The sequence below is a fragment of the Pontibacillus salicampi genome (genome assembly GCF_042434395.1).
GTDB lineage: Bacteria > Bacillota > Bacilli > Bacillales > BH030062 > Pontibacillus > Pontibacillus salicampi.
On the sequence record NZ_JBHLTP010000003.1, the window covers coordinates 205,051 to 229,107 of the forward strand.

The 24,057-nt window shown below is 41.2% G+C and carries 28 protein-coding genes and 1 other annotated feature; of the genes, 25 read left to right on the forward strand and 3 right to left on the reverse strand.

What is annotated here, in order from left to right:
• Positions 1-21: 21 nt before the first annotated feature.
• The 3 genes from ACFFGV_RS02410 to ACFFGV_RS02420 are packed head-to-tail and all read right to left on the reverse strand — an operon-like array spanning position 22 to position 2,741.
• Entirely contained in the window at positions 22-1,590 is a 1,569-nt protein-coding gene (locus ACFFGV_RS02410; protein WP_377344976.1) for a hypothetical protein, read from the reverse strand.
• Between the two features lie 25 nt (positions 1,591-1,615).
• Positions 1,616-2,257 carry a PilW family protein gene (locus tag ACFFGV_RS02415; protein ID WP_377344977.1) on the reverse strand — a complete coding sequence of 214 codons (642 nt, stop codon included), beginning with the start codon at positions 2,255-2,257 and terminating at the stop codon, positions 1,616-1,618.
• Entirely contained in the window at positions 2,199-2,741 is a 543-nt protein-coding gene (locus ACFFGV_RS02420) for a type II secretion system protein (RefSeq protein ID WP_377344978.1), read from the reverse strand. Before ACFFGV_RS02420 ends, ACFFGV_RS02415 begins: the two co-directional genes overlap by 59 nt.
• Positions 2,742-2,995: 254 nt before the next feature.
• Here ACFFGV_RS02420 and ACFFGV_RS02425 point away from each other — a divergent pair, with 254 nt between their 5' ends.
• The 25 genes from ACFFGV_RS02425 (at position 2,996) to ACFFGV_RS02545 (ending at position 24,044) form a co-directional block, all read left to right on the forward strand.
• Complete coding sequence (locus tag ACFFGV_RS02425; protein WP_377344979.1) at positions 2,996-3,463, forward strand: prepilin-type N-terminal cleavage/methylation domain-containing protein; 468 nt, start codon at positions 2,996-2,998, stop codon at positions 3,461-3,463.
• 14 nt (positions 3,464-3,477) lie between these two features.
• Complete coding sequence (locus ACFFGV_RS02430) at positions 3,478-4,236, forward strand: prepilin peptidase (RefSeq protein ID WP_377344980.1); 759 nt, start codon at positions 3,478-3,480, stop codon at positions 4,234-4,236.
• A gap of 8 nt (positions 4,237-4,244) precedes the next feature.
• Entirely contained in the window at positions 4,245-5,225 is a 981-nt protein-coding gene (gene pilM / locus ACFFGV_RS02435; protein WP_377344981.1) for a type IV pilus biogenesis protein PilM, read from the forward strand.
• A gap of 34 nt (positions 5,226-5,259) precedes the next feature.
• A complete protein-coding gene (locus ACFFGV_RS02440; protein WP_377344982.1) occupies positions 5,260-5,841 on the forward strand; it encodes a PilN domain-containing protein in 582 nt (193 codons plus the stop codon).
• Complete coding sequence (locus tag ACFFGV_RS02445) at positions 5,831-6,595, forward strand: hypothetical protein (protein WP_377344983.1); 765 nt, start codon at positions 5,831-5,833, stop codon at positions 6,593-6,595. Before ACFFGV_RS02440 ends, ACFFGV_RS02445 begins: the two co-directional genes overlap by 11 nt.
• A 278-nt stretch (positions 6,596-6,873) precedes the next feature.
• Complete coding sequence (locus ACFFGV_RS02450) at positions 6,874-7,872, forward strand: hypothetical protein (RefSeq protein ID WP_377344984.1); 999 nt, start codon at positions 6,874-6,876, stop codon at positions 7,870-7,872.
• A 213-nt stretch (positions 7,873-8,085) separates the two neighbouring features.
• The gene (locus tag ACFFGV_RS02455; protein WP_377344985.1) at positions 8,086-8,688 is read left to right on the forward strand and encodes a Maf family protein; all 603 of its coding nucleotides are present in this window, start codon (positions 8,086-8,088) and stop codon (positions 8,686-8,688) included.
• Positions 8,689-8,708: 20 nt separating this feature from the next.
• Positions 8,709-9,398 (forward strand): RadC family protein, encoded by a 690-nt coding sequence (gene radC / locus ACFFGV_RS02460; protein ID WP_377344986.1) that lies wholly within the window; start codon positions 8,709-8,711, stop codon positions 9,396-9,398.
• Positions 9,399-9,671: 273 nt separating this feature from the next.
• Complete coding sequence (locus tag ACFFGV_RS02465; protein ID WP_377344987.1) at positions 9,672-10,718, forward strand: rod shape-determining protein; 1,047 nt, start codon at positions 9,672-9,674, stop codon at positions 10,716-10,718.
• Positions 10,719-10,730: 12 nt separating this feature from the next.
• Positions 10,731-11,636 carry a rod shape-determining protein MreC gene (gene mreC / locus ACFFGV_RS02470; protein ID WP_377344988.1) on the forward strand — a complete coding sequence of 302 codons (906 nt, stop codon included), beginning with the start codon at positions 10,731-10,733 and terminating at the stop codon, positions 11,634-11,636.
• Positions 11,633-12,172, forward strand: a complete 540-nt coding sequence (gene mreD / locus ACFFGV_RS02475) for a rod shape-determining protein MreD (RefSeq protein ID WP_377344989.1) — start codon at positions 11,633-11,635, stop codon at positions 12,170-12,172. The genes mreC and mreD overlap by 4 nt, the downstream gene beginning before the upstream one ends.
• A 143-nt stretch (positions 12,173-12,315) precedes the next feature.
• A complete protein-coding gene (minC, locus tag ACFFGV_RS02480; protein ID WP_377344990.1) occupies positions 12,316-13,002 on the forward strand; it encodes a septum site-determining protein MinC in 687 nt (228 codons plus the stop codon).
• A complete protein-coding gene (gene minD, locus ACFFGV_RS02485) occupies positions 12,995-13,792 on the forward strand; it encodes a septum site-determining protein MinD (protein WP_377344991.1) in 798 nt (265 codons plus the stop codon). The genes minC and minD overlap by 8 nt, the downstream gene beginning before the upstream one ends.
• Positions 13,793-13,899: 107 nt before the next feature.
• Entirely contained in the window at positions 13,900-14,694 is a 795-nt protein-coding gene (locus tag ACFFGV_RS02490; RefSeq protein ID WP_377344992.1) for a peptidoglycan DD-metalloendopeptidase family protein, read from the forward strand.
• Positions 14,681-15,550: a site-2 protease family protein gene (locus ACFFGV_RS02495; protein WP_377344993.1), complete on the forward strand. Its 870-nt coding sequence runs from the start codon at positions 14,681-14,683 to the stop codon at positions 15,548-15,550. The genes ACFFGV_RS02490 and ACFFGV_RS02495 overlap by 14 nt, the downstream gene beginning before the upstream one ends.
• 16 nt (positions 15,551-15,566) lie before the next feature.
• Positions 15,567-17,027, forward strand: coding sequence for a ribonuclease E/G (locus ACFFGV_RS02500; protein ID WP_377344994.1), 1,461 nt, complete (start codon positions 15,567-15,569; stop codon positions 17,025-17,027).
• Between the two features lie 35 nt (positions 17,028-17,062).
• Positions 17,063-17,133: a sequence feature (ribosomal protein L21 leader region), on the forward strand.
• 12 nt (positions 17,134-17,145) lie between these two features.
• The gene (rplU, locus tag ACFFGV_RS02505) at positions 17,146-17,454 is read left to right on the forward strand and encodes a 50S ribosomal protein L21 (RefSeq protein WP_377344995.1); all 309 of its coding nucleotides are present in this window, start codon (positions 17,146-17,148) and stop codon (positions 17,452-17,454) included.
• A gap of 13 nt (positions 17,455-17,467) precedes the next feature.
• Positions 17,468-17,800, forward strand: a complete 333-nt coding sequence (locus ACFFGV_RS02510) for a ribosomal-processing cysteine protease Prp (RefSeq protein ID WP_377344996.1) — start codon at positions 17,468-17,470, stop codon at positions 17,798-17,800.
• Between the two features lie 14 nt (positions 17,801-17,814).
• Positions 17,815-18,105: a 50S ribosomal protein L27 gene (rpmA, locus tag ACFFGV_RS02515; protein ID WP_377344997.1), complete on the forward strand. Its 291-nt coding sequence runs from the start codon at positions 17,815-17,817 to the stop codon at positions 18,103-18,105.
• A gap of 196 nt (positions 18,106-18,301) precedes the next feature.
• Positions 18,302-18,832, forward strand: a complete 531-nt coding sequence (locus ACFFGV_RS02520) for a Spo0B domain-containing protein (RefSeq protein ID WP_377344998.1) — start codon at positions 18,302-18,304, stop codon at positions 18,830-18,832.
• Between the two features lie 5 nt (positions 18,833-18,837).
• On the forward strand, positions 18,838-20,118 hold the full coding sequence (gene obgE, locus ACFFGV_RS02525; RefSeq protein ID WP_377344999.1) for a GTPase ObgE: 1,281 nt from the start codon (positions 18,838-18,840) through the stop codon (positions 20,116-20,118).
• Between the two features lie 23 nt (positions 20,119-20,141).
• Positions 20,142-20,591, forward strand: coding sequence for a transcriptional regulator ThrR (gene thrR, locus ACFFGV_RS02530; RefSeq protein WP_377345000.1), 450 nt, complete (start codon positions 20,142-20,144; stop codon positions 20,589-20,591).
• 14 nt (positions 20,592-20,605) lie between these two features.
• Entirely contained in the window at positions 20,606-21,496 is an 891-nt protein-coding gene (gene pheA, locus ACFFGV_RS02535; RefSeq protein ID WP_377345001.1) for a prephenate dehydratase, read from the forward strand.
• Between the two features lie 501 nt (positions 21,497-21,997).
• Entirely contained in the window at positions 21,998-23,083 is a 1,086-nt protein-coding gene (gene safA / locus ACFFGV_RS02540; protein ID WP_377345002.1) for a SafA/ExsA family spore coat assembly protein, read from the forward strand.
• A 4-nt stretch (positions 23,084-23,087) separates the two neighbouring features.
• Complete coding sequence (locus ACFFGV_RS02545) at positions 23,088-24,044, forward strand: phosphotransferase (protein ID WP_377345003.1); 957 nt, start codon at positions 23,088-23,090, stop codon at positions 24,042-24,044.
• The last annotated feature ends 13 nt before the right edge of the window (positions 24,045-24,057 follow it).

Here is a 24,057-nt window from a genome sequence, read left to right on the forward strand (position 1 = left end):
CAGTATGCCAGGAGCTTTTGGTTATTGGGACGAGTATGTATGCTCTATTAGTGAATTAGAGAATACCTGTAATCGCTCCACCCTGGGAAGGGCTGTGGACTTGTTGAAAACGATAGTAGGGTCATAGTCTATTTTAAGTCGAGGCAGGCCATCTGTTAAGCCGATAGGACGTCCAGCCTTGACATCTTTATAGCCTACTACTCCACGAGCGGCATTAACTGTTAAGTCCTTAGCCGAAAAGATGCCGCCGATTATATGGATATACGACCCAACCGCATACAATTCAATCTGCTTTTCGCTATAAAAAAACGATTTTAAGGAACTCCCCTTTTCTACTGGATTCTCAAATTCGTTTATTCTAGAAATCGTGAGATCTCCTTTACTGAAAAGAGCAAGCTGCTCGGTTTCATCTCCAATAATATTCGTATTGTAGATTTCACTAGTTCCCGTAGTATAAATAGCAGAATTAAACCGTATTGTGCCTGTAATGTTCAAATCACCATCAATTAGGATGTTCTGTTCAATATTCATGACGTCATCACCATCAGCATCAGGTTTGGAACCATAAATCGTTAAGTTTCCTTCTACATAAAGCCATTTATCCGCACCTGTTAATTTATCACTCTCATAAAGAACAAAGTCCTTAATTCCTTCTGGTGCTCCTGGACAAGCGCTGCTAAGTATGTAGGCCTCCTGATTGGATGGAGTTTGTATGATATTGCCGAATGTGTCGAAAGCGATGCACGTCTCTTCTGAAATAGGTGGCTTATGCTGAGTGGATTTATCTTGAAATGTTTTCTGCACATCAATGCCTTGATATTTCTCACCAGAACTATTCTCTAAGGCGAATTCACTGTTCTCATTACTTAGAAACTCATCATTTTGACGAACTGTCAGGAAGTTAGCGGTATTGGTTATGGATACGATCGCTTGCTGTTGCTGGAGGAATGTACTGGATGCAGGTGTAACCACTGCGAGTCCTTCCGTTTTAAAGGCAGGTTGTGTATTCCCAAAGATGTAATTCCCCGTCTCTGACAAAAGGAGCTTTCCAGCATATACATTTCCAATAAGGGAAGGACTCCCATTCAACGTGAGCGTCTCCTTAGATCCAATGCCATTTTGAAGTGCTGTTGGAGTTGCGGACAAAAAGACTCGTTTGGAAAAGGAATGTACCTGAGGAGGAGCACCGCCTGTTCCGTCTACGGAAGCCTCAGATCGAATGTCAAATACTCTTGTATAATTAGTGGTTGGATCAATAGATGGAATTTCGTTTGTTACATTGGTAATGGTATAGGTTACATGTGAGCCGTTTTCTGAATAAGAAAGCTCGATATCCTCAAAGGACTTTACTTCGTTATTATACGCTTTCATATCCTTTAAGCTATAATCTTCAAAGTAGGATTGAAGCAGAACAACTCCTTGCTGGATTGCTTTTTTAGCCTGTTGGACGGATTCCACCTGATCCTCCTGGAGTTCTGTTCTTTTCCCTGTCGACACTGTTGCACCAAGGACGGATAATCCAAGTATAGAGAACATAACAACCATAAGTAAGACGAAAATAAGCGCGGATCCCTTTTCGTTAGTAAACAAAGACATGCCCTCCATTGTTAGTTTGCTAAAACCCAAATGAACTTGCCATAGCCATTGGTTCTAATGACTCTGTAGATAAAAATAAATTGACAGTTATGATTCCTGTTTCCTGATAAGTATCACTGCTTTCTTTGGATGAGAACTGTGCAGAAATGGAAGGCTCTGTACCATTTTCATCCCTGCTAATCCGTACAGCACCTTCTCCCTGCAGCACCTTGTTCGTACTTGAACCAGCATGAGCAATTGTTATTTGATACTGGTTGGAGGAATCAACTTCTTTTACTGTTATGACAAGGGACTCCGTGGGTGCCTCTCCTTTGGAGCTTCTCAGAACTCCGTTATCGGAAATCGCTACATCCTGGTATTTTCTAGCTATGATGCCATTGGTCGTATTCTCAATGTAATCCGGTGAAAATTCATATATTTCTCGTATGATGGAAGTTACGATGTAATCCGCTTCATTTTGGAGGTCATTTTTTCCGTTGGCTTGTTGATAGGTATGTAATCCGATAAAAAGGGTAGTACCGATAATTCCCATAAATAGAGTGGATATAGCCAATGCAGCAAGTAACTCAACTAACGTAATTCCTTTTTGGTTACGAAATCTTTTATCGAAGACGCTCGTCCATGACATAACCGGTAATCTGTGACGTTTCTCTTCCATCATGCCCCTCCTCCCAATCAATGCTGGCTCTTGTTTGAACGAACAGATTGGATACGGTTGAATCCGAATCGCTCTTCATTGCCTTTAGTGTATCTGATATAGAGGATAGCTCATTTGGAATACCAAGATCCTTCACGCTATATCCCTCAATAGATAGCTCCACATTGTATTCCACATTATTTACCACTGGACTTAACAGGCTTCTACATTGCTCGATTGATGGAAACAAATCAACTTCCCCACAATCACTAGCCGAGATTGTTTGATCGACATGACTTTGGACAATATCAAAATCAATAGTTTCCAAATAATGTACTGCATTACGTGCAGCCTGAATCCCTACAGACTTACTTTGATTCCCCTTAGAAAAATCAAATGCTTGAAGGAATATCGAAAGAAATAAGGAACAAACCGTCGTAAAAATAGCCACTGCAGCCAGAATTTCGATTAATGTGTACCCCTTTTCAGAGAAAAAAGATAGTTTCATAGCTTCCACCCTAATTGTCATAATTTACTTTCATTATAGCTCAAATGTACTGTTTTCCATAACGGAAATCTTGTCGTTTACAAAAGAAAAATGTACTAATCTATCAAATATTGCTTTCCATATGAGTAATAAGTACTTATAATAAATATGGGCATAAAGTTGCGTGTTTGCATTAATATATTAAAAAATACATAAATAAATGTAAACATTTACATTGTTTTTGTCGATGAAAATAGTAAAAAGGAGAGATTGCTATGGTAAAAAAGTTGCGTAACTCATTTGGTAATGAAAAAGGTTTTACACTCGTCGAATTGTTAGCTGTTATTGTTATTTTAGGAATTATTGCTGCGATTGCTGTACCTGCTATTGGGAGTATTATTGGTAACACAAAGGATGAAGCTCACAATGCAAACGCTATTACAATGATAGAAGCTTCTAGAATTGCTTATGCAAGTGGTACGGATACCGAGACTGTTGATACAGATAAAGATGGATATTATATGAAAACACTAATTGCTGCAGGTTATTTGGAAGGTACACCGGATAACCCTGATGGAGGTACTTACGATTCAGCGAATAGTTTTGTTGCAATAGGTACTGACGGTAGCACGTACACTGTAACTTTAAAAGGTACAACTGGGGGTGGAACTGCTAAAACCTATGTTCCTGCACAAACCCTATCCCAACTCCAAGATTCTAATACAAGCAATAGTGGCTCCTAACGGAGACTTCTCCCATGACCGCATTTCTAACATCCTACACTTTTCTAATCGGTCTTATGTTCGGTTCTTTTTATAATGTTGTAGGCCTTCGGGTTGCTCAATCCGAAGGCTTCTTCTCTTCTAGGTCTAGGTGTCCTCGATGTGGGCATACGCTAAGCTGGGTGGAGCTGATTCCTGTCGTCTCCTTCTTGCTACAAAGGGGAAAATGTCGCAGCTGTGCTACTCGTATTTCTTATTTGTATCCACTAGTAGAAGTAACCACGGCTGTGTTGTTTGTTGTAAGCTTGATGATGTTTGGTTTTCAAATGGAGCTTTGGTTATCTTTAGCACTTATGTCGCTGTTCATGATTGTGTTTGTATCTGATATGACCTACATGATTATCCCGGACAAAGTACTCCTGTTTTTCCTCCCTATCTTTGTTATTCTTCGATTCCTTGAGCCTTTATCCCCCTGGTATGCCTCCATCCTTGGAGCAATTGTCGGTGGTGGATTGCTTGCCATTATTATCATTGTCAGTAAAGGTGGTATGGGTGCTGGGGATATGAAGCTTTTTGCGTTACTTGGTATCGTGCTGGGAGTAAAAAAGGTGCTTTTAGCACTGTTCCTTTCTACCCTAACCGGAGCGGTCATTAGTGGGATGCTTGTCATTATGGGGATTATCGATCGAAAGAAACCAATCCCTTTTGGACCATATATCATACTAGGCTCTATCGTTGCTTATTTGGTTGGAGAAAGCATGATAGACTGGTATGTTACTACGCTATTTAGGTGAGTGATACGATGCGATTGTTTTATAACCCAGCCAAGCAGCGGGTGAATATAGTGGTGAAAGATCATGTTCTCCGTTTCAGTTATAATGATTCCAATAGTATGGACGCTATCCAATATTATGGTGAGTATGTGCTTCCTTCAGGGTTAATCAAGGAAGGAAGAGTACAAGATGCAGCTGCCTTTTCAGCCATTATGGAAGAGATGGTAGAGGAGTATAAATGGAAGGGAAAACGATTGTACTTCTGTGTGCCTGATGCGTCTGTCGTCATTAAGGAGCATAAAGCTCCTTCCAAAATAGAAGCTTCTGAAATGAAAGGTTATCTCTATATGCAGCTTGGGGAGGGTCTTCATTTGCCATTTGATAACCCTGTTTTTGATTTTCATATAATAGAAGAGGGAGAGGAAAGCACCCATATTCTGTTGTTCGCTTATCCGGAAGAGCATATACGGCTATATGAGCGTGTTTTTGAAGAGGTGAAATTGAAGCCAAAAGCAGCCGATATATCCTCTCTGTCCTTATATAGATTATTTGAAGAATCAGGGGTAGCTGCTGCAGAGGATCACATTATGTGTGTGCAGTGGAACATAGACGGGGGTGTTGTTAGCGTTTTTCATGAACATCGGCCAATATTTACTAACTATATGACTACTCCTTTAGAGCAATCCTCCTTTGCTCAAATGGGTGATGCTTTAGCTCCACTCCAATTTCAGGGAGAGTTTCAAGATGTGGATGCCTACATACATGATCAGCTAATGGAAATCGAGCGATTAATGGATTTCTATCGCTATTCTGTCTCAAAAGGGAAAGCATCCATCACCAACGTGATAATGATAGGAGATTTCCCTAATATAGAGGGAATAGTACATAGGAGTCAGGAGCGCTTCTCTGTTCCAGTGAATGTATTAGAGCCTAAGCATTTTCTAGATAAGGATGGGAACCAGCTTCCCGCAACACTTGCTGAAACGATTGGCCTTGCTATAAAGCCATAATTCGCTACTTGTTGTAACTGGAGGTGATTAACTCATGATGGTTGATATTAACTTATTAGATGAAAAAGAAAAACGGAATATAGCTCCCTACCTTTTTCTATTCTGTACTATTGTCATGGTATTAAGTATGAGTTTGTTCATCATGACTAGTCATAATCATTTGCAAGAAGAAAAGGCGTCTGTGGAGGAAAGTATAAGCAGGATTCAAACAGAGCAAAAGCTATTACAGCAAACTAATAGTAACGATAAACAAGCAGCCAGAGACGATTTACAGGAGAAGGCAATAACGGTAGAGGCTACCTTGTTTCCGACCGTCGATTTGTTAGAACGAATGGTTGCATTACTGCCAAAGGATGGTTATTTCTTAACATATGCTTATGAAGGAAGCGGAGAGGTTACGATAGATACACAATTTGATAGTATGCAAGATCTAGCTAAGTACACGAACGCCTTAAACCAGGAAGATTATATAGATGATGTTTCAGTCAGCATGGAAACGCAGGATGTACTAGAGACCCAAAATGGAGGGGAAATACTGCCACGGTATTTGGCGCATTACTCCATTCAAATGGAAGAAGCCAAATATGAAAAGGGGCAGGATACAAATGAAGATTGAATGGTCTCGTGCCTACATAATGTGGTCTATTGTCTTGCTTCTTGGAGTTCTCGCCTTATATTTGTTGGCTGATCGATTGTATATCCATCCTGTTCGAGAAGATCTCGCAGTCGTTAAGGATTCTTTAGAAACAGAGGAGACAATTCTTACTACACTACAAAAGAAAAAAACGACAAGTGTAGAGAGCTTTAACGAGGAATCCTCTCGAGACATCCAACGAAAGTTACCTGTTGAACCAGTGATAGATCAGTTTTTTATTGCATTAGAAAGATCAGAAATTGCCTCGAATAGCCTTGTAACATCATTTAAGCAGGAAGGCTCCAATGAAATCAATATTTCAAAATCCAACCAAGAGCAAACGTCTCTAGAAAAGGGTACCTCCGTAGAAGAGAAGGAGGAAGAGATGACCAGTAAGGAGGCGAGCGAAGAAAATATTGTCGGCGTCAATCAAATGAATGTACAATTATCTGTCCAATCGCCAAATTTTTCACAATTAGTGCAGTTCCTGCAGGAGCTTAAATCATTACCACGAATGGTCGATATTACTTCTGTTTCTTTTAATGACACTTCAGCAGGTGAAGAAAAGGAGCAAGCTATCAACACATCTAATAACCTACTGCAATACGAAGTAGCAGTTTCCATCTTTTATGATTCGTCCAATGCCATTTTGGTGGACGAACTACCACAATATCACTACGGCAGTCCATCCTTTAAAGATAATCCTCTAATCGGTGCTTCTTCTGATAGTCAATAGCTGTGAAAAAAGCTTTCCTAGATAGGGAAAGCTTTTTTTATACACACTCTCTCCCGAAGCAAATTAGTGTTATACCATCCCATGCAGGTTATGACAGCGTCCTTCGATAGATATCATTAGCGGAAGATTGTGTTTGGAAGCTAACGAAAGAGTACCGTTTTCGTTGATTGAAATACTTTGCCGAAAAGAGAAGAATGGTAGATGACAAAACTCGTCTTCTTTTTTTTCGTTGCTGTGATAGGGTTAAACAAACCTATTACGAGAAATGAGGGGTAAGTATGCGTGATTCTAATAAAGTATCAATTCGCATTAACGGTGATAAGCATAATACTAACCCAAAAGAACAAGAAGCACAGGAGGAAATTATAGGAGGCAAGGAAGAACAAGCTTCTGCTATGGAAGATTGGATGGAGGAGCAAGCCAAGAAAAAGGACAAGAAGTCGAAGCCTCTTTCCTCTAAAAATTCCAAGAAGCGACCTGCTACACTGTTTCAGCATTCCCAATGGAAAAAACAGAAGTTAACCATGCCGGCAAATATGAAACAAATTCTCATGTCCGGTGTTTCTGCCATTTTCGTAAGTGTAATTTTAGGTATTATCATATTACGATTGCTAGTAGGGATGGAGGCTGATACGGCAGCACAGCAAAATACCTCCTTACCTGCAACTCCTCCTGTTAATACAAGTCAAGGAAACGCAGCTACTAGTCAGCCGGGTGTATTTAGCTTTCCAGAAGTTTCTGCATTTGTTATTCAAAGAGGAGTTTTTTCCGAACAGGTTAATGCGGAAATTAGACAGAAAGCTTTATCCTCCGAAGGGTTCTCTAGTTATGTATGGGAGAAGGGTGGCCAATTTTATCTGTTAGCTGGTGTGGCCTCTACGAAGGAAGAAGGGAAGGCGATAGCGTCCTTGCTGGAGAAGGAAGGATTTGAAACTTATGTGAAAGAGTGGTCGGTGGCGAGCCAGAATCGACAATCCGCTAGTAAAGAAGGTGACTGGATTGTGGATGGAATGAGCGAATGGAAAGAAATGGTTGGAGCGTCGGCGAGACTATTGGCTGGTACCAGTTCGGAGTCACTGGATGCGAAGGCGGTATCTGTTTGGAGGAAGGAAATGCCAAATGAAGCTACCGAACAAACAGCCTTTCTATCAGAAGGGCTAGCGAACATTGCGGAGAGTGGACAAGCCGTCCCTGCCGATGATGCTATGCTTTGGAAGATGCAAAAGGAGCTTCTACAAGTGTGGCATGGCTACGAAGCGTTTATTAAGCCTGAGTAACATTCCAAGGGCGAAGGAAAGGCAGTACTATGCCTTTCTTTTTTTTCAGGAGCGACAGGAATGTGTTTACTAGTTTCCTCCACCAACAATGTAGTTTTAAGATGGTGTAAATTGTGTAAAATTTGGATTTATGCCTTTGCAGTTGGAAACAATATCAAGTTATGATGAACATACCCTGTTACCGAAAACAACTTAGTTAAAGGATGGTATATTATGACACAATTAGTTCTTGCCTCTTCTTCTCCGAGAAGAAAAGACTTGCTGAATCAAGTGAATATTCCTTTTGAAACTCGTAAACAACATGTCGATGAATCTAACATGACGTGTCGCAGTCCACGTGCTTATGTACAAGCCCTTGCAGAGAAGAAAGGACGATCTGTCCCTTTCTCCGTTGACGATGAAGTAATCATGAGTGCGGATACCATTGTTAGTTTTGAAGGCAACATTCTTGGCAAGCCAGCAAATCGTCGGGAAGCCTTTGAAATGTTATCGATGTTAAGTGGTAATGTCCATCAGGTGTATACGGGCGTTATGATTCGTTCTGTAGAACAAGAAACTGTGTTTGTGGAGAAAACAACTGTTGAATTCTGGCCGCTATCAAAAGATGAGATTAATGACTACTTAGATTCGGAGGAGCCATTCGATAAAGCAGGAGGGTATGGCATCCAATCTAAGGGATCTATTTTTGTGAAAGAAATTAGAGGAGATTATTACAATATTGTTGGTCTTCCATTATCTCGAGTGGTCCGTTCCCTACGTGCATACGGTGTTTATCCAGACCTTGCTCAACCAGAACAAAAGGTTACAGGGAATTAAACAGGACAGGAGGTGAATCTTTGACAGAAGCCTCTGTGTTAATTAAGGATGTCCCCCAGTCTGATCGGCCGAGAGAAAGATTAATGGAGCTGGGGGCGAAACACCTTTCCAATCAAGAATTGCTAGCCATATTGCTCGGAAGCGGCCTTCGGAACGAATCGGTGATGTCTGTAGCTCAGCGTGTATTAGTTCATTTTGAAGGGCTGTCCCTATTGCGAGATGCAACCGTAGAAGAGCTTACTGCTATAAAGGGTATTGGTACCGCAAAAGCAGTAGTTATTATTGCCGCTCTTGAAATTGGGAAACGCATGCATAACCAACGACCCGGGGAACGCTATGCGGTAAAAAGCCCCGATGATGCAGCGGATTATGTAATGGAAGAAATGAGAGATCTCCATCAGGAGCATTTCGTTTGCATTTTCCTTAACACGAAAAACCAGATCATTCACCGACAAACCATTTTTATAGGCAGTTTAAACGCCTCCATTGTTCACCCCAGGGAAGTATATAAGGAAGCGGTCAAACGCTCTGCTGCTTCGATTATTTGCGCCCACAACCACCCTTCCGGCGACCCAACCCCATCCCAGGAAGACATTCATGTTACACGAAGATTAACGGAATGCGGAAAGATGCTTGGAATTGAATTATTGGATCACATTGTAATTGGAGATCGAAAGTACATTTCCTTGAAGGAGAAAGGGTATTTGTAGGGAGATGAAGTATCTGAAAACCTTTACAATCCTGTCTTTCTTCCTACTTCTGAAAAAGCCACAGGATAACACTATCTATTTTTAACATTTTTTCGTATAATTGAGATATCAAAATATCTGTTAAAGCGCCATTCGTTATGAAATTTTGACGTTTGGCGCTTCTTAACGTGAATTTTGGAGATAGTTATACATGCTAATACATACACATGGGAAAAAGGGAATACCCTTCGTACCTTAATTGGAACCTATATGGCTTTAACATTAGAAAGGAAGATGAATGTGGTGAGTTTTGGATTTTCTCAAGACCTTGGTATAGATTTAGGAACAGCAAATACACTTGTTTTTGTGAAGGGAAAAGGTGTAGTTGTTCGCGAGCCTTCTGTTGTAGCGAAGAATATGACGTCCGGCCAGATTGAAGCAGTGGGGAATTCTGCGAAAAATATGGTAGGCCGTACTCCAGCTAATATTTCTGTTATTCGTCCAATGAAGGATGGTGTGATAGCAGATTATGATACAACTGCCGCTATGATGAAATATTACATTAAAAAGGCACAAAAAAATCGCTCCTCCTTTGCTAGAAAGCCGAATGTGATGATCTGTGTACCTTCTGGAATTACTATGGTGGAAGAGAGAGCTGTTATTGATGCAACAAAGCAAGCCGGCGCAAGAGATGCTTATCCTATTGCAGAGCCTTTTGCCGCTGCGATTGGCGCAGGATTGCCAGTTTGGGAGCCTACCGGTAGTATGGTCGTGGACATTGGGGGAGGTACGACAGAGGTAGCTATCATCTCCTTAGGCGGTATCGTTACCAGTCAATCCATCCGTGTTGCTGGTGATGAGATGGATGATGCTATTACCCAATATATTCGTAAACAGTACAATTTAATGATTGGGGAGCGTTCTGCTGAAACACTGAAAATGGAAATTGGTACAGCAGGTGAACCTAAAGAGGATGAAGAGCTGGATATTCGTGGTCGAGATTTAGTTACTGGCTTGCCGAAGACCATCAAGATTACGGCTAAAGAAATCTCCAAGTCCTTGCAAGACACAGTCGATCAAATTGTAGATGCTGTAAAAGTAACGCTTGAGAAGACGCCTCCAGAGCTTGCAGCGGATATCATGGACAGAGGGATTGTTCTGACTGGCGGCGGAGCTATCCTGAAAAATCTGGACGAAGTAATTAGTAATGAAACGCAGATGCCTGTATTTGTCGCAGAGGACCCTTTAGATTGCGTAGCCATCGGGACAGGAAAGGCGCTTGAGTACATTCATCACTTTAAGTCCCAGCCAAATGTCGCTACGAGAACAAACATGGAGTAAGTAGGTGTAATCATGCCATCGTTTTTTCGTAACAAACGACTCATTATTATTCTGGTAAGTTTAATATTCCTGGTGGCATTAATTGGCTTTACGATGAGAGATCGTGATAATTTGACGTTACCTGAGCAATTAATGCAGGATGTTATTGGCGGTGTACAAACCGTTTTTCATGCACCAATTGATTTTGTGACAAGTACGATTGATAACATTCAAGATTTACGTAACACCTATAAAGAAAACCAACTATTGAGGGAACGCATCCATGAATTCAAGGATTTAAAATTCCAAGCTCAAAATTTGGAGCAGGAAAATAAAGATCTCCAAAAATTGATTGATAAGCAGGAAAGTATCACAGAGTATGATACGATTGATGCAACGGTAATCGCTCGAAGTCCAGAACCGAGATGGTTTAAGCAACTCACCATTAACAAGGGAAAGCAAGATGGTATTAAGGCCAATATGGCTGTCATTACGGGCGAGGGTCTTATCGGGAAAATCCAATCAACATCTAAATATACTTCTAAAGTTCAACTCTTGAGCGGGTTTGATCGATCCAATGTTATTCATGCGATGGTTCAAGCTGAAGGGGAAGGCAGCAAGGATCATTTCGGTTTAATTGAATCGTCAGATGAGGAACAAAAGGATTTGTTACAATTGAAACGAATTCCATATGAAGCTGAAATTAAAAAAGGTCAAACAGTAAGGAGCTCCGGTATGGGAGGAGTATTCCCGAAAGGGTTGCTTATTGGTAAAGTAGATGAGGTGGTTGTCGATGAGTATGGTCTTACGCAAACAGCGTACATCGAGCCAGCTGCTGACCTGTATGATATTAACCACGTGGCGGTAGTAGATAGAAAAATCACCTCCACTCTAGATGTAGAATCCGATTCTGCTGAACAGGAGGAGGGGAGCGAATGAAGCGTTTATATCTCCCTCTCTCCTTGCTTGTCTTGTTAGTTTTAGAAGGAACTGCTATGGATTTTCTACCCACAAAGTGGCTGCTAGCGGATTTTCATTTTATTCCTCATTGGGTGTTGGTCTTCTTAATATTCATGGCGATCTTCTACGATTATGACTCTACGTATTATTGCGTCATGTATGGCATTATCTTTGGTTTATTGATTGATTTAATTTATACGGACATGCTCGGAGTGTATATGTTTACGTATGGTCTGGTCGTATATGTAATACATGGGGTGAAGAAGATGCTCCACTCCAACGTGTTTGTCACGTTGTTATTAACAGTGGTCGCTATTGTTTTTGCTGATATTGCTATATACGTATTTTATTCTTTCATTAAGGCTACGACACTAGCGTGGGAAAGCTATTTATATAGAAGCTTATTGCCTACTCTTGCTGCTAATCTCTTATTTGCTCTTGTGCTATTTCCGATATTCCCTAGGAAATTACAAGAGTGGTCTGAGACTCAATTAAAAAACTCCAAATCTATATAAGAGAGTCATAAATGTACATCTTTGCACGAACGTTTTGTAACATGCGTGGAGAACAAGTACTCCAACAAAAGTAATATGTCTTAGGAAAAATTAAAGGATTTTGACATTCTTTAGTTGAATATATTGTTTGAGGTGAAGCTTCCGTGAGTAACAAGAAGCAAATTGTAACCATAAAAGGGACAAAAGAAGGATTAACGTTACACATTGATGATACGTGTTCATTTGAAGAAGTGCTAAGAGAGTTAGATCGTAAATTATCACATAATGACGTAGGAGAAGACCAGCCGATGATAACGGTTACCATTCAATTAGGTAACCGTTATTTGAAGGAAGATCAAAAGGATCAATTAACAAATGTCATCCGTTCCCATAATAAACTAGTTGTACAGTCCATCGAATCGGATGTTGTAACAAAAGAAGAAGCATTGGAATGGAAGAAGGATACTGAAGTAACCTCTTTGTTCAAAGTGGTACGCAGTGGACAGGTAGAAAACGTCCGTGGCGATGTGCTATTAATTGGTGACATAAACCCGGGCGGGAAGTTGGTGGCTACTGGCAATATATTTGTAATGGGCCATCTCAGGGGGATTGCTCATGCCGGAGTGAATGGGGATACAAATGCGGTTATCGCAGCTTCCTTTATGAAGCCTAGTCAGCTGAGAATTGCAAATTATATAAGCCGTTCTCCTGATTATGACGTAGACGGTGTGTATATGGAATGTGGATACATAGACTCTAATCAAGGGAAGATCATCATAGACCGCCTCCAACTTCTTTACCAGAAGCGACCAGATTTGAAAGGCTTAGAAAGGAGGATGCTGAATGGGTGAATCGATAGTAATAACTTCAGGAAAAGGTGGAGTTGGAAAGACAACAACCACAGCAAACTTAGGAACAGCATTAGCCTTAATGGGAAAGAAAGTATGTCTTGTTGATACGGATATAGGCCTTCGTAATCTAGACGTTGTTATGGGTCTGGAGAATCGCATTATTTATGATATTGTTGATGTAATACAGGAGCGCTGTAAGTTGAAGCAAGCCTTAATTAAAGATAAGCGATTCGAGGCATTATCCTTATTGCCCGCTGCTCAAACGAGTGACAAAAGTGATCTAACCCCAGAAGGTATGGTGGCTATTGTTCAGGAATTGAAGCAGGAATATGATTACATATTGATCGACTGTCCTGCTGGTATTGAACAAGGCTATAAAAATGCAGTAGTAGGTGCTGATAAGGCCATCGTGGTCACAACACCGGAAAAGTCTGCCGTTCGGGATGCTGACCGTATTATTGGTTTGTTAGAGCAGGAGGATGTTGAGGCTCCAAGACTAATTGTTAATCGTATTCGTAATCATATGGTAGAGCAAGGGGATATGTTAGATGTGGACGAGATTGTCCAGGTGCTTTCTATTGAGTTGCTAGGTATCGTTGCTGATGATGATGAAGTTATTAAAGCATCCAATCATGGAGAGCCAATTGCTTTTCAACCAAATACAAAAGCATCTCTTGCTTATCGTAATATTTCTAGAAGGATTCTTGGTGAATCTGTCCCGCTACTTTCTCTAGAAGAGAACAAAGGTGTTTTTGCGAAGGTGAAGAAATTCTTTGGAATACGTTCCTAATAAAAAGTTCTGCTGATTAGTCAGCAGAACTTTTTTTGAATTCTCATATCTTGTCCATCCTTCTCATAAACTTGTACAAAGTATGGAGAAGGAAATGAGGAGAGACGATGAAGAAAGATGTACGTGATATTCGAAAATCTATTGCTCAACGAAAGAAGCAAAGGGAAGTAAGTGGGGAACACCAGCGAACGACTACCACAGCTGTTTCCCCTGTTCAGGACGAAGAGAAATTTGGATACATGCCTTTTTCATCATCGGAAGTCAAAGGAACATTGGGGGAGAACTATTTTACGGCTTTTCTGTTGAGAAGTATTGTGGCTGCGGTCTTATTTTTTATCGTTGCTATTGTGTATCAAATGGACAGCCAAGTGTTAGAGAAGCCGAAATCTGTCGTGCAAAAAGCTGTTACAGAAGAGTTTCAATTCGCATCTGTAAATCAATGGTATCAGGAGAAATTTGGTGAACCATTTGCCTTCCTGCCAACTTTTCCTAAAGCAACAGAACAAAATAGTCAAACTGTAGCTACCACTGGAGAGGATTATGCATTGCCCGTGAATGGCAGCATTCAAGAATCGTTCCAAACTAATGGACAAGGTATCCTGTTAGCAACCAGTCAGGAAGCACAAGTAAAGGCATCTAGGGATGGAACCGTCCTTTTTGCTGGGAATAAAGAAGATACAGGAAAGACGATTATTATTCAGCACGCAGATGGTACGAAATCCTATTATGGAAACCTGAGTAAAATAGATGTGGAGCAATATGAGCAAGTCTCGAATGGGAATGCTATTGGTATCATGACCCCCACCACAGAAGGAGAGAGAGCGGCGTTGTATTTCGCTATTCAAAAAGGGAATCAATTTATTGACCCTATACAGGTGATTGAAGTCCATGATCAGCCTTAATTGGTGGAGAGACATTCACATTCATCCTATTATGTGGGGGATGATTGGAATAGGTATTCTTACAGGATCATTCCCTCAGCTTTTGGCTATTTTTGTTATCATTTTTGCTCATGAAGTAGGTCATTACGCAGCAGCTGTCTTTTTTAAATGGCGAGTCCGTACAGTTATGCTCTGGCCGTTTGGGGGAGTGATGGAAACAGATGAATACCATACTAGACCCTTAAAGGAAGAGCTAGCAGTTATTGTGGCAGGTCCGCTTCAACACTTTTGGCTATACGGCCTGATTTTTCTTGTTGGGAAATGGGAGCTTGTCTCTTCTGGAATGATAGAAATGCTGTTGCTATATAATACGTGGATACTGGTGTTTAACTTATTACCTATTTGGCCGCTTGATGGAGGAAAGATATTGTTTCTGCTATTGTCCTATCAGCTTCCCTTCGTCCAAGCGCAACGGTATGTATTATATGTTTCCGTTATGATGATTGTCATAAGCACGATGCTAGGATTATTGTTTCTGCCTTTTTCGTTAAGTACTATTTTTCTTGCATGTTTCTTATTATGGGAAAATCGTCTAGAATGGAAGCAAAGACAGTACACCTTCTTGCGCTATCTTCTAAAGCGGTATGAGGAGAAAAAGAGTCCCGTGCGTGACATTAAGTCTATCCATGTGCCGAGCGATATGCCGATAGGGCACATATTCAAATCGTTTAGAAGAGGGGCGCATCATCACATATTTGTGATTGTGCCTAATCAAACGAGAGTGGTGATTGATGAAGGGGAATGCTTGTACTATTATTTCACCTTAAAACAGTCTTCCGCCAAAGCGAAGGATTTAGCAGAATGGTGTGCAGTGTAAAGTGAGGATTAGAACCATGAAGAGGATATATATCCATACAAGCTCTACTGAAAAATGGGGCATTGTTATGGATGGAAACCGTGTCGAGCATGTGACGATTGACCGTCCAGATTCAAAAAGTCAGATTGGGAATCTATATAAAGGACGAATAGTTAACATAGAACCAAGCTTACAGGCTGCCTTCGTTGATTTTGGGCAGCCTAAACTTGGTTTTCTCAGAAAGAACGAACTTCCGGAAGCGAGAATAGATGCTTCCCTTTCCATGGAACGGTTAGTTCATGAAGGACAGTCTATTGTGGTGCAGGTTACGAAAGATGCATTTGATCAAAAAGGGGCCCAATTGACAGCAAATGTGACGGTTCCAGGTAAACATGTAGTTTATTTACCGTTTGGAAATTACCACGCAACTTCAAAAAAAATAGATTTGGAAAGGCAAAAGGAGCTTAAAGCTCATGCTGATGAGGTGACAGAAGAGCAGGAAGGAATCCTGTTTCGAACCAGTGCTGCCACTATCGAAGCTGCCAGTTGGCAAGCAGAATTAGATTATTTACGAAAGTGGTGGACAGCATTGTACCAATCATCTGTAAACCAAAAACCTCCAAAGCTTTTATGGGAGGATAAAGACATCCCTTTTCGCTTGTTAAGGAAATATCCAGACTATGCTGTTGAGCATATTTATGTGGATGAGGTGCGGGAAGCGAAAGAAATAAAGCAACATATGCCAAGGTTACATGATAAGTGCTCCTGGCAGTCAGACATAGAGGGTCTGTTACCCTTTACACTAGCCCAATTAAGCAGAAACTTAACCTCCCCCATCGTCACGTTGGACAATGGAAGTGAAATTCGGATCGACCAAACAGAGGCTATGGTCGTCATTGATATAAACACAGCAAAATTCACTAAACATCAAAAACAGCAGACCGTTCGAAAAACCAATGAAGAGGCTGCCAAAGAAATTGCTCATCAATTAAAGGTGCGTAACCTTTCCGGGATGATTGTTATTGACTTTATCAGTATGAAGAAAGCAGGAGACAGGGACCGAGTAATACAAACCTTAAAGAAAGCCTTGAGAAATGATCCTATTCGCACAGAAGTATTTGGGTTCACGGCATTAGGATTAGTCGAGATGACGAGAAAGCGAGAGGGGCGCTCGCTGCCTGCTTTGCTCCAAGAACCCGTTCTGGAACAAGAAGCTTCTCTTTCACCTGTTACATATGCATATCAACTGGAACGAGAACTGCTCTCCTACAAGCGATATGATCAAAGTGTAATTGCTATGGAGGTCAATACTAGAGTGCTGGAGGTATTTAAAGAGGTAATAGATCTAGAGCATCTTAAATCTACCCTTTACAAAGCTTTTTATGTCCTGAATAATGGTACAAGTGATGTTCCCTATAGAGTCCTTTTTATCGGGGAAAAGGAAACACTGGAGGAAAGAGAATTCTATCTTCACAACTCTATTGACAGGGTGTTTTAAACGTGGTAACATCAATACGTTATGTCTCGTAGCACCCGATGCTACAACCGCTCCGAACAGGTATTAAAGCCCGAGAGGCACCTGCAAGGCGAGTCTGAGTGATTAAGGAGGTGCAAGTATGTACGCAATTATTGAAGCAGGCGGCAAGCAGCTTAAAGTAGAAGAAGGTCAAACAATCTTCGTTGAAAAAGTAGAAGCAGCCGACGGTGAAAGCGTGACGTTCGATAAAGTACTTGTAGTAGGTGGCGACGATGCAAAAGTCGGTACACCATTTGTTGACGGAGCTTCTGTTACTGCTAAAGTAGAGAAGCAAGGTCGTCAAAAGAAAACTACTGTTTTCAAATACAAGCCTAAAAAGAACTACAAGCGTAAACAAGGTCATCGTCAACCGTACACTAAACTAACTGTTGAAAAAATCAACAGCTAATTAGGCGAATACGATGATACAGGTGCTTGTTACAAGAAATTCAGAATCACATATAGTCGATTTTGAAGTTAGCGGACACGCTGAAAGTGGACCGTATGGCCATGATTTAGTGTGTGCAGCTGTTTCAGCCGTAACGTTTGGAACAGTAAACGCATTAATGGAACTATGTACATTTGAACCATCCATTGAGCAAGGAGGAGAAGGAGGATATTTGCATGTGCAAATTCCAAATTCGCTCCCAGAAGGAACATTCCACAAAGCGAGTGTCCTGCTTGAAGGGATGATGGTTTCGTTAAAAACGATTGAATATGATTATGGTGAATATATCACAATTACTGAACCATAAGGAGGTGCAGCCCAATGCTACGTCTTGATTTACAGTTCTTTGCCCAGAAAAAGGGTACAGGTAGTACGAAGAACGGTCGTGACTCCATTTCCAAGCGTCTTGGAGCAAAGCGTGCAGATGGCCAGTTTGCAACAGCTGGATCAATCCTTTACCGCCAGCGCGGTACAAAGATTTACCCAGGTGCTAATGTTGGCATCGGTGGCGACGATACACTATATTCTAAAGTAGATGGTGTGGTTAAATTTGAACGCTACGGACGTAACCGTAAGAAGGTTAGCGTTTATCCAGTAGCTCAAGAAGCGTAAGCCTTTCAAAAAACTCTAGCCTGCGGGTTAGAGTTTTTTTAATCTTAGGATTCTTTCATCACAACATAGTTGTTATTTAGGAATTAAGATAAGGTGTTTATCGCACTATACTAGGAGAAGTAGCAGTATTTCATCTTTCCGGCAATAGCTATATTTGCTATACTTTTACTATTATGAGTAAAAAGGGACCGTAAGTATGGAAATACAAGAGGTAACGAATTTATTGAAGCATTATCGTCATGATTGGATGAATCAGCTTCAATTGGTGCATGGATATGCTTCTATGGATAAAATGGATAAAGTGAAAGAAAAGGTTCAAGCCATTATAGATGCTTCTCGGGAAGAATCCAAATTAATGAGCTTGCATGCTCCTCAGTTTGCTTTGTGGCTCATCCAGTTTAACATGATGCATCAAGATATTCGATTAACCTATAACGTTACGGCAACTGTGGACTTTTCAAATGAAGATCAATCCTTATTTGAAACGTGCACAGATGTCGTCTCTGTTATAAAAGACCATAAAGATACGCTTTCCCTTATACAGCTTCACGTTGACATTGGGAAAGGTAAAGAGGGATGTGTACATATTCGGATGAATGGTTCCCTTCACAATGAAGAAGCCTTCTGTGAACGAATATCCTCTCTTGAAAATGTGCAGGATCTAAATACGACCATGGAAAGAAATGAAACTCTATATATTATTTCAATTAAGACGAAGGAGAGGTGAAAGACATGTTTGTAGATTCCGTAAAAGTATACATCAAAGCAGGAGACGGTGGGGACGGTGTTGTTGCCTTCCGTCGTGAGAAATATGTTCCTAAAGGAGGACCTGCCGGTGGAGATGGCGGTAACGGCGGCGATATTGTCTTTGAAGTTGATGAAGGATTAAGTACCTTAATGGACTTCCGTTATCAACGTCACTTTAAAGCGAAACGTGGAGAAAACGGGATGGGAAAAGGTGCTCATGGTAAAAATGCTGAGGATTACGTTATCCCTGTCCCGCCCGGTACAACTGTGAAGGATGTTGCAACAGGGGAGATTCTCGCTGATTTGACAGAGCATAAACAGACAGCTGTTATTGCCAAAGGTGGGCGAGGCGGAAGAGGTAATATTAAGTTTGCTAGTTCTCGCAATCCTGCACCAGAGTTGGCCGAAAAAGGAGAACCAGGAATTGACAGAGATATTACGCTTGAGCTGAAATTAATGGCTGATGTAGGGCTTGTTGGATATCCAAGTGTAGGGAAATCTACTCTTTTATCCGTCGTTAGTGCGGCCAAACCGAAGATTGCAGAGTATCACTTTACAACAATCGCACCCAACTTAGGTGTGGTAGAAACAAAGGATCAACGCAGCTTTGTATTAGCAGATCTGCCAGGTTTAATTGAGGGAGCTCATGAAGGAGTAGGCTTAGGATTTCAATTCCTTCGCCATGTGGAACGGACTCGGGTCATTGTCCATGTAGTGGATATGGCAAGCCTTGAAGGTCGGGATCCTTATGAGGATTATAAGACCATTCAAGAGGAATTAATTCAGTATGATGAGCGGCTTAAACATCGTCCTCAAATGGTAATAGCTACAAAGATGGACATGCCTGAAGCAGAAGAAAGACTCGAAGAATTTCGCGGTAAGGTCGGCGAAGGGGTACCCATTTTTCCTATATCTTCTATTACCAAGGAAGGCCTAGATGAAGCGCTTTTCGCTATTGCTGATCTGTTAGAAACCGTACCAAAAGAGGAAACACCTATAGAAGAGAAAGATGAACGAGTTCTATATAAATTCAAAGAAGAAGAACAACCATTTAGCATTACAAGAGAATCAGACGGAGCGTTTGTCCTGCATGGAGATAAGCTTGAAAAGCTGTTCAAGATGACGGACTTCTCTCGTGATGAAACAATTAACCGTTTCTCTCGTCAATTAAGAGGAATGGGAGTGGACGAAGCACTTAGAGAACGTGGTGCGAAGGATGGGGACACCATCCGCTTATTGGGGTACGAATTCGAATTTGTCGAATAGACTATTCTTAAGGGGAATCAGCAATGGTTCAGAGAAATGAGAAATTCTATTTAGTGCGCAATGATGTGCTGCCAGAATCTATGCAGAAGACTTTAGAAGCTAAGGAACTGCTAGAGAGAGGGAAAGTGGATTCCGTTCATGAAGCTGTTCAGCAGGTGGATTTGAGCAGGAGCGCCTTTTATAAATATCGCGATGCTGTCTTTCCATTTCAAGCTATGGTGAAGGAACGAATCATAACGCTTTTTTTCCATCTGGAAGACCGCTCTGGCACTTTGTCCCAGCTATTGGCTATGGTGGCAAATGCCGGATGTAATGTGCTTACGATACACCAAACAATACCGCTTCAAGGGAAAGCGAACGTAACGCTTTCATTAAATACAACCGCAATGACGAAAACGATTGAAGAGATGATTGCCGATTTTAAGAGACTGGAATTCATTGATCGAGTTGAAATTTTAAGTAGTGGAGCTTAGTAGGGGGAACTGTTATGACAGCTATAGGATATCTAGGACCAAAAGGGACATTCACTAATGTTGCCGTTGATTCACTATTCGAGAATGTAAACGCCAAAAGCTATCGAACGATTCCAGAGTGCCTGGATGCAGTAGAGCAAGGGAATATTGATCTAGCAGTCGTTCCTATGGAGAATGCTATTGAAGGGACAGTTCATTTAACGATTGACTATTTGATCCACCAAGTGGATGTTCCAATTATAGCAGAGGTAGTTATTCCAATTGAGCAGCATCTACTGGTGCACCCAGATTTCGATGGAGATGCGAGTGATGTGGAAAAAGTTTACTCTCATACTCATGCCATTGCCCAGTGCCACCAGTATATACATCAGCATATGAATGGTGCTGAGGTTGAATATAGCTCTTCAACTGGTGAGGCTGCAGCTATGGTAGGAGCCTCTTCTACTCGGTACGCAGCGATAGGAAATGTGCTAGCAGCAAAGGAATATGGCTTGAAGGTGCTAGAACATAATATTCATGATTATGACAATAATCATACTCGCTTTGCTGTATTGCAAAAGGAGCAAAAACCGGTGGCTATGAGAGATTTATCGGCAATCACGCATAAAACTACCGTGATGGTAACACTGCCGAGTGACTATTCTGGTGCGCTTCATCAAGTGCTATCTGCCTTTGCTTGGCGGAAGATGAATCTGTCCAAGATCGAATCCAGGCCAATGAAAACAGGGCTTGGCAACTATTTCTTTATCATCGATGTAAACCAGCCATACGACGCGGTACTGTTCCCAGCTGTTCAAGCAGAACTTGCAGCATTAGGCTGTCAAATCAAAATTCTTGGAACGTACCCTTGTTTCAAAGTGGAAGCACCAGGGGTAACAGAACCGTCTCCGTTACAAAACAAATAAAGCGACAAGAGCAATGAATTGGTACCTACGCCAACCATTGCTCTTTTTTTGTGGTATTATGCATGCTCCATGTTCATGTTAAGTTAATCCGCTTCCTCAGTCGGCAAAGAACGCCTGAGCTGGAGTCTCTGCTCATTCGTTTTTGAAGAGGGAGTCTCAAAAAATCATCATGGAATCAAGAAAGTTGAGAAGGCCGTTTCTCCCATTCCTTTCTTTAGATAAACGTAACGGACCCATCTTCAATAAAACAACTTCACTTAAACTCTTTCATATAAGGGAGCTATCCAAAAAGATTAAATCATATATTCAGCTTGGTATTATGGCAACTATCCATAATGTAGGATAGCTGTATAGGTGTATGATAGAGCTATATGCATTTCCTTTTCAATTTTTTTAGGCATTTTCATCAACCTTTTACAGGTTGTCGCATATGCTTTTAATGAGTTGAACTGTTATTTATCAGCCTGTTTGAAAAATAGCAGAAAGAAGGGAGTAACAGCGGTGAAAATTCATGTTGTTCAAAAAGGTGATACACTGTGGAAAATCGCTAAAAAGTATGGCGTTAATTTTGAAGAGCTAAAAGCGATGAATACTCAGTTGAGTAATCCCGATATGATAATGCCAGGGATGAAGATTAAAGTCCCAGCCGACTCTAAGCCAGTAAAGAAAGAAATGTCTAAAGGGAAATATCCTTCCGAGCATCCTTATAAAGATGAATCTCCAAAACCAATTCCTGTTATAAAAGAAGAGAAGAAGCCGAAGGAAATGCCGAAAAAAGAGATGCCAAAAAAGGAAATGCCAAAGCCGAAGGAAAAGCCGGTGCAAAAAGAAAAACCGATGATGCCAATGCAACAGCCGCAAATGCCTCCGGTACAGATGCAATTCCCGACTATGGAGCAGCAGATGCAAAATTATTACACAACTGTTAACATTCCACAGATGCCTACCTACCAAAAGCCGAAAGAAGAGCCAGTGAAGAAGGAAGCAGTGAAGCCTGCTGAAAAAGTAAAGCCACAAATGCAGCAGCCTACTTATCACTATCCACAAATGCATTACATGCCTTGTGTGCCGTGTCACCCATGTCATCCTTGTCCGCCGCCTCCATGTATGCCTATGCCGCAATATCTAGGTAGTGAAATGCATTGCTATCAAGATGGTCCAATGAATCAGGTGAGTCCTGCTATGCAGGGTGGACCAGATCAGTATATGATGGAATCTTCTGATATGGATATGCCGCAAATGCAAGGTATGCATCAACAAGATGATTGTGGTTGCGATGATGGATATGGAGGATATCAGCCTATGCCGCATAGCGGGTATGGTATGCCTGCATACGGCTACGGAATGCCAATGGCTCCATACGGATATGGCGCACCCCAACAAGGTGGGAATATGCCGGGCTATGGCAACGGTATGCAGCCACAACAGCAGCCTATGCAAAATGATGGTTCCATGCCCCAAGGGATGATGAATAATCAGCCTAATATGATGCCTAATAATGGGTACCCGTTGCCGTTTATGGGTCCTGGTGGAAACCAGCCTTTTGGTTCTTTTGAAATGCCTCGTTACGATCATGATGAGGAATAATAATATGATTCCTACTAATAAGAGAGAAGGGGACGTCGTACCTGACATTCCCTTTTCTCTTTTTCATCTTCAAGGTGGTTTAATCATTCACCAACGAGCCCAAATAAATCAAAGGGTTTGGAAACTGAATACTTCACACGGACCCTTTATTACAAAGGTATATACATCTATTATGCCTGTAAAGCAGCAATGGTATTTCTTTCGAGCGCAATCCATCCCGGAAATTGTTCCTTTTATTTCGTTCCCTACCTACCGGGAGTCATTGTATGATGCTGATGGGTACATATGGGTCCTTATGCCATTTGTTGAAGGCAATCGGCTTCATTTTTCCAATTCAGTTCATCGACATGCAGCAGAACAGTCTCTTCAATTTTTTCACGAGAAAGCTAAAAAGATCGACGTCCCAGACCTCATCCAAAGGCCAACCCTTCTACTAAAGTGGAAACGGAGAGTGCTCGATTTCGAGTTGACCGAGCGGTATTTTATCCAGGAAGGTAAACGGGAGATGTACCAGGAAATCATTCAATATGCTAAGGAAAAGCTTATTAAACTTCAGGAAGTCGTTAATCCATTTATGTCAGCGGATAATATAAGTTGGAATCATGGGGATGTAGCTTCTCATAATTTTATGATAACGAGGCACAATGATATTAAATTGATTGATTTTGATCTTCTGCATCGTGGGCCTGTTGTCCATGATCAGCTTCAGCTAGGCCATCGTTTCATTGCTGGTGGTAGCAGTGCCGATGAAATAAGCAAAATGCTGCTATTCCAACCTGTTTATAGAAGTGAATGGTTTTATCATGGATTGTCCTTTCCAGCTTGGATCATAAGAGAATGGAATCATTTTCTGTTAAAGGAGCCGACATCAGAAGAGAGAGCAAAGCGAATTCGATTGTTAGAGTACCAATGGCACATTCACCAATCATTTGTCGCCAACTACAAACATGTGCTAACATAATATGAAAGAAAAC

Excerpts from the sequence above, each read along its gene's own strand:
- ACFFGV_RS02415 (WP_377344977.1), bottom strand. The coding sequence starts at position 2,257 with ATGATGGAAGAGAAACGTCACAGATTACCGGTTATGTCATGGACGAGC.
- ACFFGV_RS02420 (WP_377344978.1), bottom strand. The coding sequence starts at position 2,741 with ATGAAACTATCTTTTTTCTCTGAAAAGGGGTACACATTAATCGAAATT.
- ACFFGV_RS02425 (WP_377344979.1), top strand. The coding sequence starts at position 2,996 with ATGGTAAAAAAGTTGCGTAACTCATTTGGTAATGAAAAAGGTTTTACA.
- ACFFGV_RS02430 (WP_377344980.1), top strand. The coding sequence starts at position 3,478 with ATGACCGCATTTCTAACATCCTACACTTTTCTAATCGGTCTTATGTTC.
- pilM (WP_377344981.1), top strand. The coding sequence starts at position 4,245 with ATGCGATTGTTTTATAACCCAGCCAAGCAGCGGGTGAATATAGTGGTG.
- ACFFGV_RS02440 (WP_377344982.1), top strand. The coding sequence starts at position 5,260 with ATGATGGTTGATATTAACTTATTAGATGAAAAAGAAAAACGGAATATA.
- ACFFGV_RS02445 (WP_377344983.1), top strand. The coding sequence starts at position 5,831 with ATGAAGATTGAATGGTCTCGTGCCTACATAATGTGGTCTATTGTCTTG.
- ACFFGV_RS02450 (WP_377344984.1), top strand. The coding sequence starts at position 6,874 with ATGCGTGATTCTAATAAAGTATCAATTCGCATTAACGGTGATAAGCAT.
- ACFFGV_RS02455 (WP_377344985.1), top strand. The coding sequence starts at position 8,086 with ATGACACAATTAGTTCTTGCCTCTTCTTCTCCGAGAAGAAAAGACTTG.
- ACFFGV_RS02465 (WP_377344987.1), top strand. The coding sequence starts at position 9,672 with ATGAATGTGGTGAGTTTTGGATTTTCTCAAGACCTTGGTATAGATTTA.
- mreC (WP_377344988.1), top strand. The coding sequence starts at position 10,731 with ATGCCATCGTTTTTTCGTAACAAACGACTCATTATTATTCTGGTAAGT.
- mreD (WP_377344989.1), top strand. The coding sequence starts at position 11,633 with ATGAAGCGTTTATATCTCCCTCTCTCCTTGCTTGTCTTGTTAGTTTTA.
- minD (WP_377344991.1), top strand. The coding sequence starts at position 12,995 with ATGGGTGAATCGATAGTAATAACTTCAGGAAAAGGTGGAGTTGGAAAG.
- ACFFGV_RS02490 (WP_377344992.1), top strand. The coding sequence starts at position 13,900 with ATGAAGAAAGATGTACGTGATATTCGAAAATCTATTGCTCAACGAAAG.
- ACFFGV_RS02495 (WP_377344993.1), top strand. The coding sequence starts at position 14,681 with ATGATCAGCCTTAATTGGTGGAGAGACATTCACATTCATCCTATTATG.
- ACFFGV_RS02500 (WP_377344994.1), top strand. The coding sequence starts at position 15,567 with ATGAAGAGGATATATATCCATACAAGCTCTACTGAAAAATGGGGCATT.
- rplU (WP_377344995.1), top strand. The coding sequence starts at position 17,146 with ATGTACGCAATTATTGAAGCAGGCGGCAAGCAGCTTAAAGTAGAAGAA.
- ACFFGV_RS02510 (WP_377344996.1), top strand. The coding sequence starts at position 17,468 with ATGATACAGGTGCTTGTTACAAGAAATTCAGAATCACATATAGTCGAT.
- rpmA (WP_377344997.1), top strand. The coding sequence starts at position 17,815 with ATGCTACGTCTTGATTTACAGTTCTTTGCCCAGAAAAAGGGTACAGGT.
- ACFFGV_RS02520 (WP_377344998.1), top strand. The coding sequence starts at position 18,302 with ATGGAAATACAAGAGGTAACGAATTTATTGAAGCATTATCGTCATGAT.
- obgE (WP_377344999.1), top strand. The coding sequence starts at position 18,838 with ATGTTTGTAGATTCCGTAAAAGTATACATCAAAGCAGGAGACGGTGGG.
- thrR (WP_377345000.1), top strand. The coding sequence starts at position 20,142 with ATGGTTCAGAGAAATGAGAAATTCTATTTAGTGCGCAATGATGTGCTG.
- pheA (WP_377345001.1), top strand. The coding sequence starts at position 20,606 with ATGACAGCTATAGGATATCTAGGACCAAAAGGGACATTCACTAATGTT.
- ACFFGV_RS02545 (WP_377345003.1), top strand. The coding sequence starts at position 23,088 with ATGATTCCTACTAATAAGAGAGAAGGGGACGTCGTACCTGACATTCCC.